Raw genomic sequence first — 16,583 nt, forward strand, 5'->3', positions numbered from 1 at the left:
GGTACCATGTGTTGTTTTATGTATGTGTAGGATTGATGGATGCGCAAAATCGCTTAACCGAAAACGAGGACGGAGGTAATGGCGATGGCGATGATGGTCATTTTGGATTTGAGGATCTGTTTGGCGTAGCGGAGGTGTGTTTTTACGCTTTGTTTGCTGATGCCCATTTTGAGGGCGGCTTCCTGGTAGGATAATTCCTGCTGGTAAACGAGTTCCATGGCGCGTTTGCGCTGGGGGCTGAGGGAGCCGAGCCAGGAAACTACTTTGTTTTCTTTTTCCTGGGGGTTGACGTTGTTGTAGGGGTCCGGGAGGGAAATGTCTTCCGACGCGGATTTGTTGTAGTATTGAAAGACTTCGTCTTTTTGTTGCTGGAGGTCTCTTTTGCGGATCACGCCGAGGCACTGGTTCTGCACCATGCGCATGAGGTACCACCTGATGTCGCGGATGGATTTCCAGAGCTGGGGTTTGTTCAGCAGGGTCGCGAAACAGTCCTGCACCACGTCCGCCGCATCGTCTTTATCACGCATAAACGTATAAGCGATGGTAAGCATGGTGGGTGCATACTTCTTATAAGCCTGGTCAAAGGCTTCCAGATTGCCCTGTTGCAGTTGCTGAATGAGTTCTTGGTCCTCCACAGTTGCAGAATTTTAAAGTAACAGTATCATTTTTGTCTCTTCCTGATCTGCCGTTGGCGGCGCGCCCGTAACATGAATACTGTCTTAAGCATGGAGTGGAGAAAAAATGTCAAAGTGCAGTTCGGTAAGTATTCCAACGCGGTTGTATGCTGGACAAGGTTCCTGCCGTCTTAAAATTCGGTAAAAACAGTTTAAGGAATCGTTATGTAATTGTTAATGATTTGGGTTAAAACCCAACAGTCGTTACCGTTGTTTGCCGAATTATGGTTCTCTCCTTATATTTACGTTTGCCCCGCCCGGATGGTTTTTATTTCCGGCATCTTTTCACCCTTCATCCACCAACCTGCATCTATTAACGTAGACGAATTCTTTCATGGAAGATAGTATATATATACGGTTGCTGCTGGTTCGCAGGATCCTCGGGCAGATAACGCCCGAAGAACAGGCTGAATTGGACGCCATCCTTGATTCGGACCCCGAAGCTCGTGCCTTGCGCGATGAGCTCCTGCAAATCCCTGAAAAGGAATTGCAGGAAGCCTTTTCGTCGTTCGACGTGAACACCGGCCTGCTGGATGTATACGACCGTCAACATGAAATGCAGCGCCGGCGCCGCCGGGCCATCGTCCGCTCCATCGCCGGCGCCGCCGTTGCCGCCATGCTCGCCGGCGCCATCTGGCTTGTGGCCACCAAACCCTCCACCAAAACGCCCGCCACTTTCGCCGCCGTTACCGAAGGCGGCTCCGCTTCGCTCGTCCTGGAAGATGGCACCACCATCCCCCTGGCAGACACCGGCGTGCAAACCCACCATTCCACCGCCGCCAGCTTCACCAATAATAACCGCGTGCTTGCGCTCGATGGGGAAAACGCCCCCGCAGAAGGATGGTCCACCCTTGTGGTTCCCGCCCGCCTCGATTACCAGGTGAACCTGGAAGACGGCTCCACCGTTTGGCTCAACTCCCGCTCGCGCCTCCGCTTCCGGTTCAACAACGGCAGCCAGCGCGAAGTGTTCCTCGAAGCCGGCGAAGCCTACTTCAAAGTAAAAGCCAGCGCCAAAAATCCCTTCACCGTACACACCCCGCAAGGCGATGTACAGGTCCTCGGCACCGAGTTCAACATCAACGCATACATCCAGCATAAAATGGTTGCCTCGCTCGTTAACGGTAAAGTGGCCGTGCGCTCGGGCGTAGACCGCATCGAACTGAACCCCGGCAGCGAAGCCCTCGTCAACGCCGGAGAATCCATTAAAGTCGCCGCGTTCGATGCCAACCGGACCCTCAGCTGGCGCCAGGGCATCCATTATTTCGAAAACGCCACCGTCACCGAAATCGCCGTTATGCTCGACCGCTGGTTCAACACCCCCCTCGTGATCGATAATCCCAACGTAGGCCGCGAACGCCTCTGGGGCCGCCTCGACCGCAATAAGCCCATCCAGGAATTCATCGACGTCATCAACCTCACCGGCGATGTCACCTTCTACTGGAAAGACAGCGAACTGCATGTGAAATAAGCCGGTATCCCGAATATGCATTCCTTCCCCGTGAAAAGCAGTTATTCCCGGACTTTGACGGTATCGCTTTCGATTTTTACCGCCCTATCAGATGCGGGATTTTGCACCAGGCAGAAACAACGAATGCCTGGCGGATCGTAAGACCGTCATCCCCCACTGTGGAATTTCTTCCACCCAACACACCGCTTCCCCCTTCAAACACGCCCGCTATGCGGTATTCTCCGTTTCGGCACAGTATATGATCCCCGAAAAAGAAACACCATGAACAGCATCCTTTCACTTTCCATCATCGCCATCCTTTCCATAACCCTTTCCGGCTGCGAGATCGTAGGCGGCATTTTCAAGGCCGGCGTATGGACGGGCCTCATCCTCGTTGCCGTGGTGCTGGGTTTGATCATTTTCCTCTTTTCCCGGGGTGGTCGGAAAGACTAAACGCCGTATTTTGCAGCACGGCAGCGGCGCCATTCCGTTGCCGGGATTACCATGAAAAGTACTGTTTTGATCATTGCCCTTGCGTCCCTATATGCATGCCAGTCGCCACCGCCCGTAAAAGAGATTAAAGCGGCGTCCGTAGCAATGCCGGAATCCTCCGTTCCAACGCCCCCTCCGCCGCCGACAGGCTCCACCAATAGTGGATACGCGACCGACGAAGCCATCGGTATTTCCGGCGATTTCAACGGCGACGGCGTCATCGATTCCGCCTGGCGCGAACTGGTGGCACCATCCACCGGGGCGGACGAACCCAGCTACTTCGCCGTGAAATTCAATACCGGGGCCATCCCCGCCATGGACAACATCGAAGGCCGGTTCCGTCTCATCAATGAGGGCGACCTCAATGGCGACTGCCGTCCCGAAATATCCCTTTTCCAAAGTCCCCTGCACGGCACCGTGCATTACATGACCACCTGGACGCTGCAACCCGCTGGCTGGAAGCGCATCGCCGGGCCATGGATGTTGCCCACGGCTGGAGAATACCAGACGGACGCGGCGCTTCAGGCCCGCATCGTCCGTGAAAACGATACCGTATATTATTGGCAGGAAGACGTGAACGACGAGAATTTCACGCTCCTGAAAGCTGTGCTGCAACTGGAAAAATAATACTGCATGCAACGTAAACGATCCTGGAAAAGACTCGCCTGGACGGTCGCCATCCTTTTCCTGCTATTAAACCTCTTTTGCGCCTGGCATGCGTGGAAATTCACCCATTTCACCGATACCACCGCTCCGCGGACCAATCCTAACCGCCTGTCTGCGTTCGGTAAACTGAAAACCGTGGTGCTGGGCGTCGACAATCCGCGGCCTGCCAACAACAGCGTGCCTCCTGTTCCTTACGAAACCATTACCCTGCAAAGTGATTTCCCGCTGGAAGCCTGGCTGGTACGCGTTCCCCGTGCCCGTGGCACGGTTGTGCTGTTCCATGGTTATAGTGGTAAGAAATCGAGCATGATCGACCGGGCGATGATCATCCGGGACATGGGTTTTAATACCTTGCTGGTCGATTTCAGGGGAAGCGGCGGCTCTGGCGGCAATTACACCACCGTCGGGTTCCAGGAAGGCCGCGACGTAAAGGCGGCGTATGATTATGTCCGCAAATCCGGCGAAAAGAATATCTGGCTGCTGGGCACGAGCCTTGGCGCCGCGGCTGTATTGAAAGCCGTGAAAGACGGGGGCGTGGAACCGGTGGGCCTTATCCTGGAAGCGCCGTTCGCCACGTTATACGAGGCTACCTGCGCCCGTTTCAGGGCTGTTGGCGCGCCGGAAGTGCCGCTGGCGGGCCTCGTGGTGTTCTGGGGCGGAGCGATCCACGGTTTCTGGGGATTCGGGCACCGGCCGATGACAGACGCCAAATCCGCGAAAATGCCGGCCATGGTCATTTACGGCGAAAAAGACGAAAGGGTGGGAAGATGGGAAATAGACGCCGTCTTCAAAAACCTGGGTGGAGCAAAACGACTGGTGACTTTCCCGGAAGCGGGTCATGTCAACTTCCTGTCGCGCTACCGCCCGGAATGGGCGGCGGCGCTACGGGAATTTATGAAGGTGGAATAAACAGGCTCGTACGGATCCGTACAATTCGGTCCGTACAATTCCTTTTATGCAAAAAGCCGGTGCAGAGCGCCGGCTTTTTATATTCCAGGTGTCTCAAGTCTAATTTGGGGAACGGGGATTCTTGTCTGATTTCTTTATCTTAAGCTAAACTGGAGAAACCTTAATTACGTATTGTCTCACAGTGTTTTATAAATGCATTACCAGAGTTGGAAGAGGGCCCGGGCCGGTTCTTCGGAAAGTGATTCAGCCTCAGCCAGGCGTGTCACCTTGTATTGTAAAAATGGCAAAAGTTGGCCATGCGGCATTGTATATGCCGGGCCGGAAATTGTACGAAGTGAAAAAAATCAGCCTGCCTGGTGCAATTTGTGCCTGTCGCGGTACTCCTCGGGGGTAACGCCGTGTTTGGCGCGAATGAGGCGTACGAGGTGCGATGCATCCGTCAGGTTGGTGAAGGCGGCGATTTCCCACACGAGTTCGCTGGTGGTACGGAGGCGGTATTCCGCTTCTTCCAGGCGTTTATGGGTGAGGTACTGGCGCACGTTTTTGCCGTAAGTGTCTTTGAACAGCTTGTTGAGCGCCAGGGAATGGGAGCCTACTTTCCGGGCGATGCCAGCGGTATTGAGGTCTTCGCCCAGGTTTTCCTGGATGTAATCGCACGCGTTGAGGAGCATTTTCGGCACCTGGTGGCGATTGAGGAGGAGGTTGAAGTAATGCGCGGTGAGGAGCATGACGTGGCCTTGCATGGTGGGTTCCATCATGGCGGGGCTTTTGTCGTAACTGCGCATGGCTTTGAGGATCTCTTTCTCGTCGTGCCCCGTGGGGATGAGGTTTTTCTGTTCCCCTTCCTGCTCTCCCCGCAACTGTTTCTCTACGAGCGGTTTATACGCTTCGTGTTTGTTGCTGAAATACTGCATGAAGGAATTGGAATAGGAAATATACACCGAGGTATAATGTGCGGGCGTGAACTCTGCGCGGTTGAACGCCATGGGCGGCACATAATAAAAGGCGAATTTCTTTTCGGGAAGCATGAGCTTTTCGGCGGAACCCTGCAACTCGCATGGAATATCTCCCGCAATGCCGGTATAAAGCGCCAGCAGCGGGGTTTCCGTAATCGGGTACAGGTACACATGCTCCCTGATGTCGAAATTTAACCACCCGATCACGAAATCGTTGCACATAAATTCCTGTTTGAAATATGCGCCGAACGGACCTTCGGTGTAATGCACGGTGGTTCCCGGCACGCGGTGTGACTGGTATTGGGACGGTAGCCGGTCTGAAATGGTAACGCGGTTTTTCAGATGTTCCGGGACGTCGAAATTCATGATAGCAGGACGGTCTACTACGAACATAGGATAACAGTTTGGCTGAGGACTGATACCCGTAAATTACAATATAAAATCCGTATTCCCCAGCGTCAGAGGATGTACAATTTGCCTACGGGCTCCACGGGAGACGGGAGTGGGCTATGGCCCAACGCTTCCAGCAGGTTGATCTCGATGGTCCGGGCAATACTGTTGAGCGGCAGCGACATGGGGTTGGTTTCGAATGGGTCCATGATACTCAATCCGTTCTGATGGGTAACATGGAACACGAAGCCCACCGCCCAGCCGAAAAGGACCGCCCATCCTCCGATGTTTTCCGTGAGGCTGAAGGTGGTCATCATCACATAGAACCATATGAAAACCCGCGTAAAAAAGAGATAACTGGGCGGGAAAACGGTGTTCCGGATGCGCTCGCACATGCCGAGCTGGTCGGTAAATGCCGTTAGCCGGGTGTTGAGCTCGCGGAAAAGGAAACCATCCACTGCTTCCAGATCGCGGAGCGTGCGCAGATCGACCGCCTGGAGCTGGAGAATGGCGTTCGCCGGATTTTTGCTCGCCGCAACGGCGTCTACTTCATCGGGGTTGAGATACCCCTGGTAATACGTATCCCCGTCTTTCCGCAGCGCCGACTTCAACGCATATACGAACGCCAGGTGCCGGAACACCATGCGGCGCGCCAGCGTGGGCGCCTGCTCCAGCGCATCGGTTTCGCAGAAAGCCGTAAGGTCCCTCGACCATGAACGCGAATCGTTCACCAGCGATCCCCAGATCTTGCGGCCTTCCCACCACCTGTCGTACGCCTGGTTGTTGTTGAACCCGATGAAAAATGCCAGCGCCGTTCCCAGCACCGCCGTGATCGTCAATGGAATGGAAATGTGGTCGCGCAGCCAGTACAGATCGATGTAGTAGGCCATTGTACAGAAAATGATCATTGCAATGTCCAGCCTCCAGGTCATCCTGAAAATCTGGACCAGCGAGAGTTTGTCGCGAAGCAGCATAAGTGGGTTTTAGATGATAGCTCTACAAAAAACGGTGCATGATTGTTGACGCCAAAAACTTAAATTGCCTGTATGATCCCCGAACTGACGGCACATATCCGGAAATTCACCCCGCTGCCCGCCGAGGCAGACGCCATCCTGGCGGATTACATCGAGCTGCGGACATTCCGCAAAAAGGAAATGCTCCTGCGCGCGGGGCATATCTGCAGCGCCAATTACTTCATCGTGAAAGGGCTCTGCCGGTCTTTCCAACTCAATGAAAAAGATACGGAAATCATCAATCATTTCGCGATCGAGAACTGGTGGATCACCGATTACTTCAGCCTCGAGTCCCGGAAACCATCCGGATTCAGCATTCAGGCCATTGAAGATACGCAATGCGCGGTGTTGTACCGCGAACGGCAAGACGAACTTTTCGACAAACTTCCCCAATTCGAACGCTACTTCCGCATCATCAGCCAGCGCGCCCTCGCCGCCGCTTTGCAACGCGTAATGTATATCTTCGGCAATACAGGGGAGGAACGGTACGAACATTTCCGGTCATCGTTCCCGGAATTCGTACAACGCGTACCGCAATACATGCTGGCATCGTATCTCGGCCTCACGCCGGAATTCATCAGCAAAATCCGGGCAAAGCGGAACATTTGATTTTATTGAACTGGTTCAAGAAATCGTACCCCCGTCCTGCCAGACCTTTGTGCTGTAAAACGAAACATCATGTCACAAAGAGTTAACATCAAAAAGGCGGCCCCGGCCGGATATGCAGCCGTCGTGAAACTGGAATCCTACCTGCCTTCAACCCGCATCGCACCGCTGCATCACGAGCTGATCCGCATTCGCGCGTCGCAGATCAACGGCTGTACCTATTGCATCGACAAACATACGCAAGACGCCCTCGCCCAGGGAGAATCGCTCCGCAAACTGCTTGCGCTCACCAACTGGCGCGAAACGGATTTTTTTTCGGAAGAAGAACAGGCGATTCTGGCGGTGACGGAAGAAGTAACCCTCATCCACCAGGGACTTTCAGACGAAACGTATGCCCGCGCGGCAAAGGTGTTCGACGAGGAATATATCGCAGAACTGATCATGGCCGTGATCGTCATCAACGCCTGGAACCGCATCGGCGTATCCACCCACATGAAACCGGCGCTGCATTAACAATACCGCTGTAATTTGAAAACAGCATTAACAAGCGGGCGCCCGATTATCGGGGCGCCCGCTTCCCGTTTCCGGCAAAATTTTTTAACTTGATGAAAACCCTGTTGCATATGGACCAACGCATCATCGACCTGTTCGACGAATATACCCACCGGCCGCTGCGCCGCGACGAATTCCTCGGCCGCCTCGTAAAGCTTACCGGCACCATGGCAGCAGCCATGGCGGTACTTCCCCTGCTCGAATCCAATTACGCCAGCGCCGCCGCGCCCCTTTCCGACGATTTGATCGAAGAGGAAGTGACGTACCCGGGCGATGGCGTGACCATGAAATCGTACCTCGTTCGCCCGAAAGCGGGCGGCAAGCGCGGCGGTGTGGTAGTGATCCATGAAAACCGCGGATTGACGCCTCATATCAAAGACGTGACGCGGCGCGCGGCAGCAGCGGGTTACACGGCGCTGGGCGTGGATGCGCTGTCGGTTTTCGGAGGAACACCTGCCAACGAAGACGAAGGCCGCACCAAAATCGGTCAGCTGGATAAGGCGCAGAACCTGCGTAATTACCTGTTATCGCTCCAGTATTTGCGGAACCGTGCCGATGCCAACGGGAAAACCGGCTGCGTGGGGTTTTGCTGGGGCGGTGCGCTGGCCAACCAGCTGGCCGTGAACGATCCGGAGCTCAATGCGGCCGTGGCGTTTTACGGCATGCAGCCCGATGTGGCGGACGTGCCGAAGATCAAGGCGCGCCTGCTGCTCAATTATGCGGCGTCCGACGAACGGGTGAACGCCGGCATCGCCGCCTATGAAGCCGCATTAAAAGCTGCGGGAACGAAATACGAACTGTTCATCTATCCCGGAACGCAACATGCTTTCCACAACGATACTTCCACCGCGCGCTACAATGAAGCCGCCGCGAAACTCGCCTGGGAGCGAACTTTGAAAGTTTTTAAGGAAACATTGGCCTGATCAGGCCTGCGGCCGGCGGTACCAATAATAAGCCGTCAGCGCAACGGGCAGGCCTACGCATACCATGTGAATGGCCATGCCGGTCAGTGCGCCGTTCCAGGTGAGCTTTCCGACCGGCGCCAGCGTGAGCGGTACGATGAGCAACCGCATACAGGCCCAGACCACGAGCCCGTAAAGGATTCCCGTCAGCCAGCGGTTTCCCTGTAACAAAGCCAACCGGGGATACAGCCAGAAAAAAAGCAGGCTCCACCCATAAGCGACGAGGAAATGAAAGAAAAGCCCGAGGAGAATAAATGCATTGCCACCTTTGAATGCCGAAGGCCCCGCGCCCGCGCTCGCCACGTACCTGAAAACACGGTCTGGCCGGAAATTGCTCTGGATCACCGCCGCCGTCCCGTCCAGCAACCAGACGAGAAGCCCTGCGTACAGTGCTCCCTGGAGTAATCTCGTTGTCTGGACGGATGTATCGGCCGGCATGTTCGGTGGATTGGGGGAAGTAGATTTAGATTTTGGTTGACGATCAGCGGTATACCCAATTTACTGGATTCTCCTCATATGGAAATATTACTTTCGTGCAGGAATTAATATTATATTTTTTGTAATACGTATTGATAGATTTTTCAACTTCATCCAAGCATGTACAACATCGAACAAATCCAGTATGTGAAAGCGCCGGCGGCAAAAGTGTTTGAAGCGCTCACCACCAAAGCAGGGCTTTCGGAAATCTGGACGGAAAAACTGGTCGTGAAACCGGAAGCGGGTTTTATCAATGAATTCGATTTTAACGACAATTACAGCACGCGGTTCAAGGTACTGTCGATGGAAGCGCCCGGGCGTATCCGTTGGGAATGTGTGGATTCCGACCAGGAATGGGTCGGCACTTTCCTTTCGTTCGACATCGAGCAGCGGCAGAAATCCGCGGCTGTTACGTTACGGCATAGCCAATGGCGCGAGCTGACGGAGTTCTACCGGTATTGCAATTACAATTGGGCCTGGTTCCTGTACAGCATGAAATTGTATTGCGAAACGGGCGAGGGCATTCCGTTCCAGCGGCGTCAGTTCTGATACCGGCGCAGGATCTGCATGATCTTTTCGAAGATCGCGGTGTTTTCGTAGACGCCCCGGAAGTCCAGCGAATGCGGGCCATACGCGAAAACGGGGACCATGACGCCCGTGTGGTCGTTGGTGCTGAAATGCCCGTCTACATAACCTTTGGAGATATCGCCATCCAGCAGCGTGAGGCCGCCGGTTTCGTGGTCGGCGGTTACGATCACGAGGGTTTCGCCGTTGCTGTCTGCAAAGCGCATCGCTTCGCCGATGGCCTGGTCGAAGTCTAGCATTTCGGAAGTGAGATAGGGAACGGAGTTGACGTGGCCGCCCCAGTCGATCTGTGCCGCTTCCTCCATGATGAAAAATCCCTTTTGCTGCCGCTCCAGGGTATTGATCGCGGCTTTCAGGGATTTGGTGAGGAATGCGCCGCGGCCTTGTGCCATGCGCAGTTGCGCACTGTCTGACAGCACGATGTATTTATCCCGGCGGATGGTGTCGAGCGAAGAGAGGCGGTATTCGATGGTGTAACCTTTGTTGCGCAGCGTTTCCCACATCCCTTCGAAATGCTCCTGGCCGGCGCCGATGAGAATGCTCACGGGGCTTTCCAGTAATCCGAGGGCGATCTCTTTGGAACGGTCGCGCTCGGGGGTATGACCGTAAAATGCGGCCGGCGTAGCGTCGGTCATATCGCCGGAGGAAATAAGTGCGGATTTCATGCCCAGCGGGGCGATCAGGTCGGCGATAGACGGAATGGGCGCGCCTGTGGAATCTACGCCCACCGACCTGTTCTTCGTTTTCTTCCCCGATGCCATGGCGGTGCCGCCGGCGGCGGAGTCGGTGATATAGCTGTCTGACGATGAAGTTTTGCTGAACCCGATGTTCAGCATGCCGAAGAGGTTCAGCTTCCCGAAGTTGCCTGTATAACCCGAATAAATCTGCGCCAGGCCCATCCCGTCTCCGATCAGCAGGATCACATTTTTCACTTTCGACAGTTGATCGTTATTGCGATAGGCGGGTTGGTAAACGGCATGCGCCGAATCGGCCTGGAACTGCGACTGCACGCGGGTGCGGAGGTAATTGGCCAACTCGCCGGTTTTATCGGTGTTGATGTAATCCACGCCGAGTTTGATCATCGTTTTCCAGGTGTTCACATCATCGGGCGTAGCCCAGAACCGGAATTTCTTTCCCTGCGCATGCGCCTGCGCGATGACTTTTTCGATGCGAGTGAGGTCTTCGGTCACCAGTATTCCTTTACCATTCCATTTGGTGTAATTCCGGAAGTTGTCGCTGATGAGCGCAACTTTCTTCAGCGCGGCTGCGGTGTAGGTAACGCCCGGCCGGCCGTCGAAGCGGATGCAGGCGGGGAAGGAAGCCCATTGTTCCTGCGGTGGCCTGTTCCCGCTGATGGTGAACTCCAGCTTGGGGTTGTTCATCAGCTCGGGGAATTCGCGGAGCAGGCGCAGCAGCGCATCCATGGTAGGTGCTGCGGCGGTTTTGAAATCGATCAGTATCTGAAGGTACTGCTTCGTTTCGCCGAACACCCCGGCTTTGGCCAGGACTTTCTCCCGGAGCGGCTCCAGGTACAGCTTGCGCAATGTTTTCGAAGTATCGATCTCCGCGGGCATATGCGCCACGTAGAGCACGCCGTTCAGCAGGAATACGTCCGCCTCAATCGATCCGAAGTTCAGCGAAAACGCTTTTTCGAACGGAACGGCCTGCGCATAGTCGTTATGGGAATGCGCGTTGCCGGCGGTGTACTGTGCCCGGGCGCCTGCGAGCCCCAGGAAGAGCAAAAGGAAAGTGAATGTGTGTCTCATCGGTGTATTAAAAATAGCAAACTCCCGTCATAACGGGAGTTTGCAGTAAAATGATCATGTTTCGGTAATGGTTATTTCCAACCGGCGTTCTGGAAAATGATGCCGCCGCTGTTGTCGATTTCGCTTTGCGGAACGGGCCAGATGTGGTGGCGCGTAGGGTCGAAGGCGCGTGCGGGCCAGATTTCCGCGCCGCTTGCACCATGCAGCGGTTTGGCATAGGCGGCTTGTGCATCGCCCCAGCGAACGAGGTCGGCATGGCGGTTCGCCCATTCGCCGGCCAGTTCCAGCCTGCGCTCTTTCTTGAGGTCGGCCAGGGTGGCGTTGGTGAAATTGGGCAGGCCGGTGCGTTTGCGGAGCGCGTTCAGCTCTGCATCCGCATTCTTGCCTTGCATCAGCCTGGCTTCCGCTTTGATCAGGTAGATTTCGGCATAGCGCAGCAGCGGCAGGCAGAGGTCGGTGGTGGGGTGGTCGCCGTTCTTGCTGGCATGAACGCCGTCTGCATAGGTGAACGGTTCCATGTATTTGTTGAACTGGTAGCCGGAAAGACTGTTCAGCGAATTGTAGGTCACGGAATCGCCCCAGAACTTGAAACGGTCGCCGGGCGCGAGGATGGTAGCGGCGCGGCGTTTGTCTTTGGGGTCGTAGGTGTCATACAGTTCTTTGGTGGGCATGTAATATCCCCAGCCGTTGTATTTTCCCCAGCCTTTGTTTTCCAGCATTACGCCGGGCAGGATGCTGCCGAAGCCTCCCTGGCCTTTGGAGGTGGAATAGGCGCTCCAGATGTATTCAGAAGACCAATTGTTGGCGATGGTGAACACGTCGGCGAATTTGTCCAGCAGCTGATGGCGGCCGCTGCCGATGAGGGAGTCGCAATACGCTTCGGCTTTGGCCCAGTCCTTTTTGTAGAGGTACATTTTGGCGAGGTAGCCGAGGGCGGCGGATTTATGCGGGCGGCCGTAATCTGCCGGCGCCAGTTGCTGGAACGTGGGCAGGTAGGCGGAGGCCTGTTTCAGCTCGCTCTCTATGTAATCCCAGTTGGCGGCGATGTTGGCGGCGCGGGGGATGGGCTTCTCGTCCAGCGGAACATCTCTGCGCACGATGGGCACGCCGGCCTTATCGTCTGCATAAGTGGTGGCCAGTTCGAAATACATGATGCCGCTCATGAAGTACGCTTCACCGATCACACGGCGCTTGGTGGCTTCGTTCATGTCGATGGCGGGCACGCGGTTGATGACGTCGTTGGCGCGTTTGATGACGCTATAGCGCATTCTCCACTGGCCCTCGGTGTAGGAGCCGCCGATGAAGCTGCGGTTGAAGTTCTTGATGTTGTCTGCCTCGGCTTTGATACGGCCGGTCACCATATCGTCGCTGGCGTTGATGAACCACCAGTACCCGCGGCCGTAGAAGTTCTCATCGTCCATGGGCTGGTACATGGCATTGGCACCGGAGATGGCGTCCAGCTCGGATTTCCAGAAGTTATTGGTGGTGGGGGTGCCTTCCGGCGAGATGTCGAGCTGCTTGGTGCAGGAAGTGGCGAGCCCCAGCGCCAGGGTCCCCGCGAACATATATCGGATCATTGATTTCATGATAGTCCTGGATTTAACGGTTAAAAGTTTACGTTCAGGCCAACGGTTACGTTTTTCGCCTGCGGATAGCGGCCTTTGTCGATGCCGAACTCATCCAATCCCACTTCCGGGTCGAAGCCTTTGTACTTCGTGAAAGTGAGCAGGTTGTTGCCGGTCACGTACAGGCGCACCTTGCCGAGGCCGGCGCGGCGCAGCAGTGTTTCGGGAACGGTGTAGCCGAGGGTCAGGTTCTTCACGCGCATGTAGCTGCCGTCTTCCACGTACCAGTCGGAAGTGGTGCCGAAGTTGCCGTTCGGGTCGCTGCTGTTGATGCGGGGGATGTTGGAACCGGTGTTCTGCGGCGTCCAGGCGTTGAGGATGTCTTTCAACATATTGTAGTTCTGCCCGTTACCGGCGTTGAGCGCGGTGAATTTCAGCGCATTGAAGAGCTTGTTGCCCTGCACGCCCTGCAGCAGCATGTTGAAATCGAAGTTTTTGTAGCTGGCGTTGAACGTAAAACCATACGTGAACTTCGGGAACGCGCTGCCGGCCACCACACGGTCGTCGTTGGTGATTTTGCCGTCGCCGTTCTGGTCGATGAACTTCAGATCGCCGGGCTTCGCGAAAGGCTGGATCTTGTTGCCATCCTTATCTTTGTAAGCGTCCACTTCCGCCTGCGACTGGAACATACCGTCGGTACGCACCACGTAGAAGGAATACAGCGGCAGGCCCACTTCCTGGCGGATCGGGGTGATGGTGCTGCGGATGTTGATATCGTTGCGGTTGATCACTTTCTGTCCGTCTGCGAGCGACACGAGCTTGTTGGTGATCTTGGTGAACGTTGCGCCCACGTCGTACCGGAATTCACCGGTTTGCTTGCCCTGCCAGTTCAATCCCAGTTCAAGGCCTTTGTCCAGCGCCTTTCCTGCATTCTTCCACATCCCGTCAGGCACGCCGAGCATACCCGGTACGCTCACGTGAACCAGCATGTTGTGGGTGGTTTTCTCGAAGTAATCCGCGTTCACGGAAAGGCGGTTATCGAACAGGTTGAAATCCAGGCCGATGTTGTTGATTTCGGTGCTGGCCCATTTCAGGTCTTTGTTAGGCAGTGCCGTTTCCTGGTAAGTGGGCACTTGCTGCGGATCTTTCCCGATCCAGATCTGACCGCTGGACATCGGCGCGTCCACACCCGTAGCCACGAGCGAACCGAGGTTGCCCTGGATACCGTGGCTGAGACGGAGCTTCAGGAAGTTGAGCCAGGAAGAGTTTTTAAGGAATTCCTCTTCCGTGAGCACCCATCCGCCGGTGATACCGTAATACGGCTCCCAACGGTTGTGTTTGGGCAGCATGGAAGTACCGTCGTACCGGCCGATCAGTTGCAGGAGGTATTTATTCCGGTAGTCGTAGTTCACACGGCCGTACCAGGAAGACATGGCATTTTTATCAAGACCGCTCCGGGGGCGGAAAAACACGGTGGAGTTGTCGAAATAGCGGTAAGAAGGCCTTTCGTTATAGAACCCCTGCGCATTCACGCCGAGCCAGGTGCCGCGGTGCTTCTGGAACGAGAAGCCGCCCATGGCCGTGAGGTTATGCCCGCCGTTGAATTTGGTGGTGTAGGTGAGCGTTTGCTCGGCGAGCATTTCGGTGAAATTGTTCATGTCCTGGTTCAGCTCGTTGTAGTTGAAGATCTTGCCGATCTCCAGCACTTTGGCGCTATAGGTTTTGGCGTCGCGGAAAGATTTGGTGATGGAGAAGCTGGAACGGAACAAGAGCCCTTTCGTGATATTGATGTCTGCATAAGGGTTGAAGAAGATCTTCGTTTCGGGGGCTTTGGAATCGATACGCTGCAAATACGCAACCGGGTTGATCACGTCGCCGTATGCACCGGCGTATTGTGCGGGCAATCCGCTGAAACTGCCGTCTGCCGTGTACGGGCGGATGTGCGGGGGATAGAAGATGGCGGAGATGATGGCGCCGGTATATGCGCTGGTGGTGTTGGCGCCGTTACCATCGGTTACGGACATGGTCATGTTTTCGCCGATCTTCAGCCAGGGTTTGAGCTGGTAATCGGTGTTCATGCGCACGGTGTAGCGTTCGTTGTAAGTATTGAGCAGGATGCCTTCGCCTTTGCGGTAGCCGAAGCTGAGGTAATAGCGGCCCATATCGTTGCCGCCTTTCACGCTGGCGTTGTAATCCTGGATTTTGGCGGTGCGGAAGATCTCGTCCATCCAGTTGGTACGGGTGATCTGTCCGTCGGGGTATTTGGCGGGATCGAAAGCATCCTGGCGGGGTTTGCCGGCTGCGTCGTACGCCTGGTTCATCACATCGGCGAATTCCTTCGCGTTCAGCGGTTCGAGTTTTTTGATGGGCGATTGCCATCCCTGTTTCACGTCCACGTCCACCTGCGCTTTTCCCTGTTTACCTTTCTTGGTGGTAACGAGCATTACGCCGCCGGCGGCGCGGGCGCCGTAGATGGAGGAAGATGCGTCTTTAAGGAAGGTCACGCTTTCTACGTCGTTGGGGTTGATGGGGCCGTAGTAAATGGCGCCGTCCACTACAACGAGCACATTTTCACCGTTGATGCCGCCCATTCCGCGGACGCTTACGCGGGGGCCGGACATGGGGTCGCCGCCTTCGTTCTGCACCACTACGCCGGGCGCCTTGCCCTGGAGGGCTTCGTTGAGGCTGCCGAGCGAACGGCTGGTGAGCTTGTCGAGTGGTACTTCCGCCACGGCGCCGGTCACTTTGGCTTTGCTCTGCGTACCGTAACCGATCACGACGAGCTGGTTGAGGTTTACGGTGGAGGATTCGAGCAATACGGTGATGTCGCGGCGGGAGCCTACCACGATTTCCTGTGTGCCGTATCCCAGCATAGACACTACGAGCGTAAGGCCGGGAGCGTCGTCGGCGGTTAATTTGAAGCGGCCGTCAACCGTAGTAACGGTGCCGGTGGAAGTGCCTTTCACCATCACGGAAGCACCGGGCACGGGGCCGTTTTTTTCATTCACCACGCCGGTGATGGTGATCTTATCTGCCATGGTGCCGCCGGGGATCGCGACGGCGGACTGCTTTGGGGCTTCGTAGATGAGGATGGTATTGTGGCGCTCCTCGAATTTCAGTCCGGAAGCGGACAATAATTCCGACAAGATAGCTTCCACGGTGCGGCCGTTGTAGGAATGCGCTTTTACATTCACGCGTTTGAGCGCGGCTTCGTCGTACGCGAGGCGTATGGCGGCGGAGGTTTCCAGTTGTTTGAGCGCGGCGGAAAGCGGCCCGGCGGGGATGTCGATTTTACGGACTACTTTCTGAAGGTCCTGGGCCGAAAGCGGGAGGGCCAGGGAGGTGACCGTTGCAGCGAGCACGAATAGGCAAGACATAACGGTCCGTACAAAAAAATGCTGTCTGATTTTTTGCATCTTTGTAAGATTAAAGGTAATAACTGAACAGGCTGTACGCCTGTGCGATTTACGTTGCGGTTGTTACTTTCAGCCGGTACCAGTTGCAGCTGGTATCGGCTTTTTTC

Annotated in this window: 15 protein-coding genes; 8 read left to right on the top strand and 7 right to left on the bottom strand. The window is 55.5% G+C overall.

What is annotated here, in order from left to right:
* Positions 1 to 53 precede the first annotated feature (53 nt).
* Positions 54 to 635 (bottom strand): RNA polymerase sigma factor, encoded by a 582-nt coding sequence (locus EJ361_RS07505; RefSeq protein ID WP_126244873.1) that lies wholly within the window; start codon positions 633 to 635, stop codon positions 54 to 56.
* 373 nt (positions 636 to 1,008) lie between these two features.
* Here EJ361_RS07505 and EJ361_RS07510 point away from each other — a divergent pair, with 373 nt between their 5' ends.
* The 4 genes from EJ361_RS07510 to EJ361_RS07520 all read left to right on the top strand — a co-directional run bounded on the left by EJ361_RS07510 (position 1,009) and on the right by EJ361_RS07520 (position 4,188).
* The gene (locus EJ361_RS07510) at positions 1,009 to 2,142 is read left to right on the top strand and encodes a FecR family protein (RefSeq protein WP_126244874.1); all 1,134 of its coding nucleotides are present in this window, start codon (positions 1,009 to 1,011) and stop codon (positions 2,140 to 2,142) included.
* Between the two features lie 261 nt (positions 2,143 to 2,403).
* Complete coding sequence (locus EJ361_RS25570; RefSeq protein ID WP_164714128.1) at positions 2,404 to 2,574, top strand: hypothetical protein; 171 nt, start codon at positions 2,404 to 2,406, stop codon at positions 2,572 to 2,574.
* A 144-nt stretch (positions 2,575 to 2,718) separates the two neighbouring features.
* A complete protein-coding gene (locus EJ361_RS07515) occupies positions 2,719 to 3,240 on the top strand; it encodes a hypothetical protein (protein WP_126244875.1) in 522 nt (173 codons plus the stop codon).
* 6 nt (positions 3,241 to 3,246) lie between these two features.
* Positions 3,247 to 4,188 (top strand): alpha/beta hydrolase, encoded by a 942-nt coding sequence (locus EJ361_RS07520; protein WP_126244876.1) that lies wholly within the window; start codon positions 3,247 to 3,249, stop codon positions 4,186 to 4,188.
* A 344-nt stretch (positions 4,189 to 4,532) separates the two neighbouring features.
* Here the strand turns inward: EJ361_RS07520 and EJ361_RS07525 are convergent, their stop codons facing one another.
* Together EJ361_RS07525 and EJ361_RS07530 are read right to left on the bottom strand one after the other, a co-directional pair.
* Positions 4,533 to 5,537, bottom strand: a complete 1,005-nt coding sequence (locus EJ361_RS07525) for a helix-turn-helix domain-containing protein (protein ID WP_126244877.1) — start codon at positions 5,535 to 5,537, stop codon at positions 4,533 to 4,535.
* Between the two features lie 65 nt (positions 5,538 to 5,602).
* Positions 5,603 to 6,508 (bottom strand): bestrophin family protein, encoded by a 906-nt coding sequence (locus EJ361_RS07530; RefSeq protein WP_126244878.1) that lies wholly within the window; start codon positions 6,506 to 6,508, stop codon positions 5,603 to 5,605.
* Positions 6,509 to 6,580: 72 nt separating this feature from the next.
* Here EJ361_RS07530 and EJ361_RS07535 point away from each other — a divergent pair, with 72 nt between their 5' ends.
* From EJ361_RS07535 to EJ361_RS07545, 3 genes are all read left to right on the top strand, one after another.
* Complete coding sequence (locus EJ361_RS07535; protein ID WP_126244879.1) at positions 6,581 to 7,156, top strand: Crp/Fnr family transcriptional regulator; 576 nt, start codon at positions 6,581 to 6,583, stop codon at positions 7,154 to 7,156.
* 69 nt (positions 7,157 to 7,225) lie between these two features.
* A complete protein-coding gene (locus EJ361_RS07540; protein WP_126244880.1) occupies positions 7,226 to 7,666 on the top strand; it encodes a carboxymuconolactone decarboxylase family protein in 441 nt (146 codons plus the stop codon).
* A gap of 110 nt (positions 7,667 to 7,776) precedes the next feature.
* Positions 7,777 to 8,628 carry a dienelactone hydrolase family protein gene (locus EJ361_RS07545; protein ID WP_126244881.1) on the top strand — a complete coding sequence of 284 codons (852 nt, stop codon included), beginning with the start codon at positions 7,777 to 7,779 and terminating at the stop codon, positions 8,626 to 8,628.
* Here the strand turns inward: EJ361_RS07545 and EJ361_RS07550 are convergent, their stop codons facing one another.
* A complete protein-coding gene (locus EJ361_RS07550; RefSeq protein WP_126244882.1) occupies positions 8,629 to 9,105 on the bottom strand; it encodes a hypothetical protein in 477 nt (158 codons plus the stop codon).
* A 159-nt stretch (positions 9,106 to 9,264) separates the two neighbouring features.
* Here EJ361_RS07550 and EJ361_RS07555 point away from each other — a divergent pair, with 159 nt between their 5' ends.
* On the top strand, positions 9,265 to 9,693 hold the full coding sequence (locus EJ361_RS07555) for an SRPBCC family protein (RefSeq protein ID WP_126244883.1): 429 nt from the start codon (positions 9,265 to 9,267) through the stop codon (positions 9,691 to 9,693).
* Here EJ361_RS07555 and EJ361_RS07560 read toward each other — a convergent pair.
* The 3 genes from EJ361_RS07560 to EJ361_RS07570 all read right to left on the bottom strand — a co-directional run bounded on the left by EJ361_RS07560 (position 9,684) and on the right by EJ361_RS07570 (position 16,476).
* A complete protein-coding gene (locus EJ361_RS07560; protein ID WP_126244884.1) occupies positions 9,684 to 11,495 on the bottom strand; it encodes an alkaline phosphatase in 1,812 nt (603 codons plus the stop codon). The genes EJ361_RS07555 and EJ361_RS07560 overlap by 10 nt on opposite strands.
* Positions 11,496 to 11,566: 71 nt before the next feature.
* Entirely contained in the window at positions 11,567 to 13,081 is a 1,515-nt protein-coding gene (locus EJ361_RS07565; protein ID WP_126244885.1) for a RagB/SusD family nutrient uptake outer membrane protein, read from the bottom strand.
* Between the two features lie 20 nt (positions 13,082 to 13,101).
* Positions 13,102 to 16,476: a SusC/RagA family TonB-linked outer membrane protein gene (locus EJ361_RS07570; RefSeq protein WP_126244886.1), complete on the bottom strand. Its 3,375-nt coding sequence runs from the start codon at positions 16,474 to 16,476 to the stop codon at positions 13,102 to 13,104.
* Positions 16,477 to 16,583 lie beyond the last annotated feature (107 nt).

It is taken from the genome of Chitinophaga rhizosphaerae, from assembly GCF_003958645.1.
GTDB classification, from domain to species: Bacteria; Bacteroidota; Bacteroidia; order Chitinophagales; family Chitinophagaceae; genus Chitinophaga; species Chitinophaga rhizosphaerae.

Bases quoted from the DNA above. Each gene is read 5' to 3' on its own strand.
- EJ361_RS07565 (WP_126244885.1), bottom strand. From the start codon at position 13,081: ATGAAATCAATGATCCGATATATGTTCGCGGGGACCCTGGCGCTGGGG.
- EJ361_RS07520 (WP_126244876.1), top strand. From the start codon at position 3,247: ATGCAACGTAAACGATCCTGGAAAAGACTCGCCTGGACGGTCGCCATC.
- EJ361_RS07545 (WP_126244881.1), top strand. From the start codon at position 7,777: ATGGACCAACGCATCATCGACCTGTTCGACGAATATACCCACCGGCCG.
- EJ361_RS07535 (WP_126244879.1), top strand. From the start codon at position 6,581: ATGATCCCCGAACTGACGGCACATATCCGGAAATTCACCCCGCTGCCC.
- EJ361_RS07570 (WP_126244886.1), bottom strand. From the start codon at position 16,476: ATGCAAAAAATCAGACAGCATTTTTTTGTACGGACCGTTATGTCTTGC.
- EJ361_RS07555 (WP_126244883.1), top strand. From the start codon at position 9,265: ATGTACAACATCGAACAAATCCAGTATGTGAAAGCGCCGGCGGCAAAA.
- EJ361_RS07515 (WP_126244875.1), top strand. From the start codon at position 2,719: ATGCCGGAATCCTCCGTTCCAACGCCCCCTCCGCCGCCGACAGGCTCC.
- EJ361_RS07530 (WP_126244878.1), bottom strand. From the start codon at position 6,508: ATGCTGCTTCGCGACAAACTCTCGCTGGTCCAGATTTTCAGGATGACC.
- EJ361_RS07560 (WP_126244884.1), bottom strand. From the start codon at position 11,495: ATGAGACACACATTCACTTTCCTTTTGCTCTTCCTGGGGCTCGCAGGC.
- EJ361_RS07550 (WP_126244882.1), bottom strand. From the start codon at position 9,105: ATGCCGGCCGATACATCCGTCCAGACAACGAGATTACTCCAGGGAGCA.
- EJ361_RS25570 (WP_164714128.1), top strand. From the start codon at position 2,404: ATGAACAGCATCCTTTCACTTTCCATCATCGCCATCCTTTCCATAACC.
- EJ361_RS07510 (WP_126244874.1), top strand. From the start codon at position 1,009: ATGGAAGATAGTATATATATACGGTTGCTGCTGGTTCGCAGGATCCTC.
- EJ361_RS07525 (WP_126244877.1), bottom strand. From the start codon at position 5,537: ATGTTCGTAGTAGACCGTCCTGCTATCATGAATTTCGACGTCCCGGAA.
- EJ361_RS07540 (WP_126244880.1), top strand. From the start codon at position 7,226: ATGTCACAAAGAGTTAACATCAAAAAGGCGGCCCCGGCCGGATATGCA.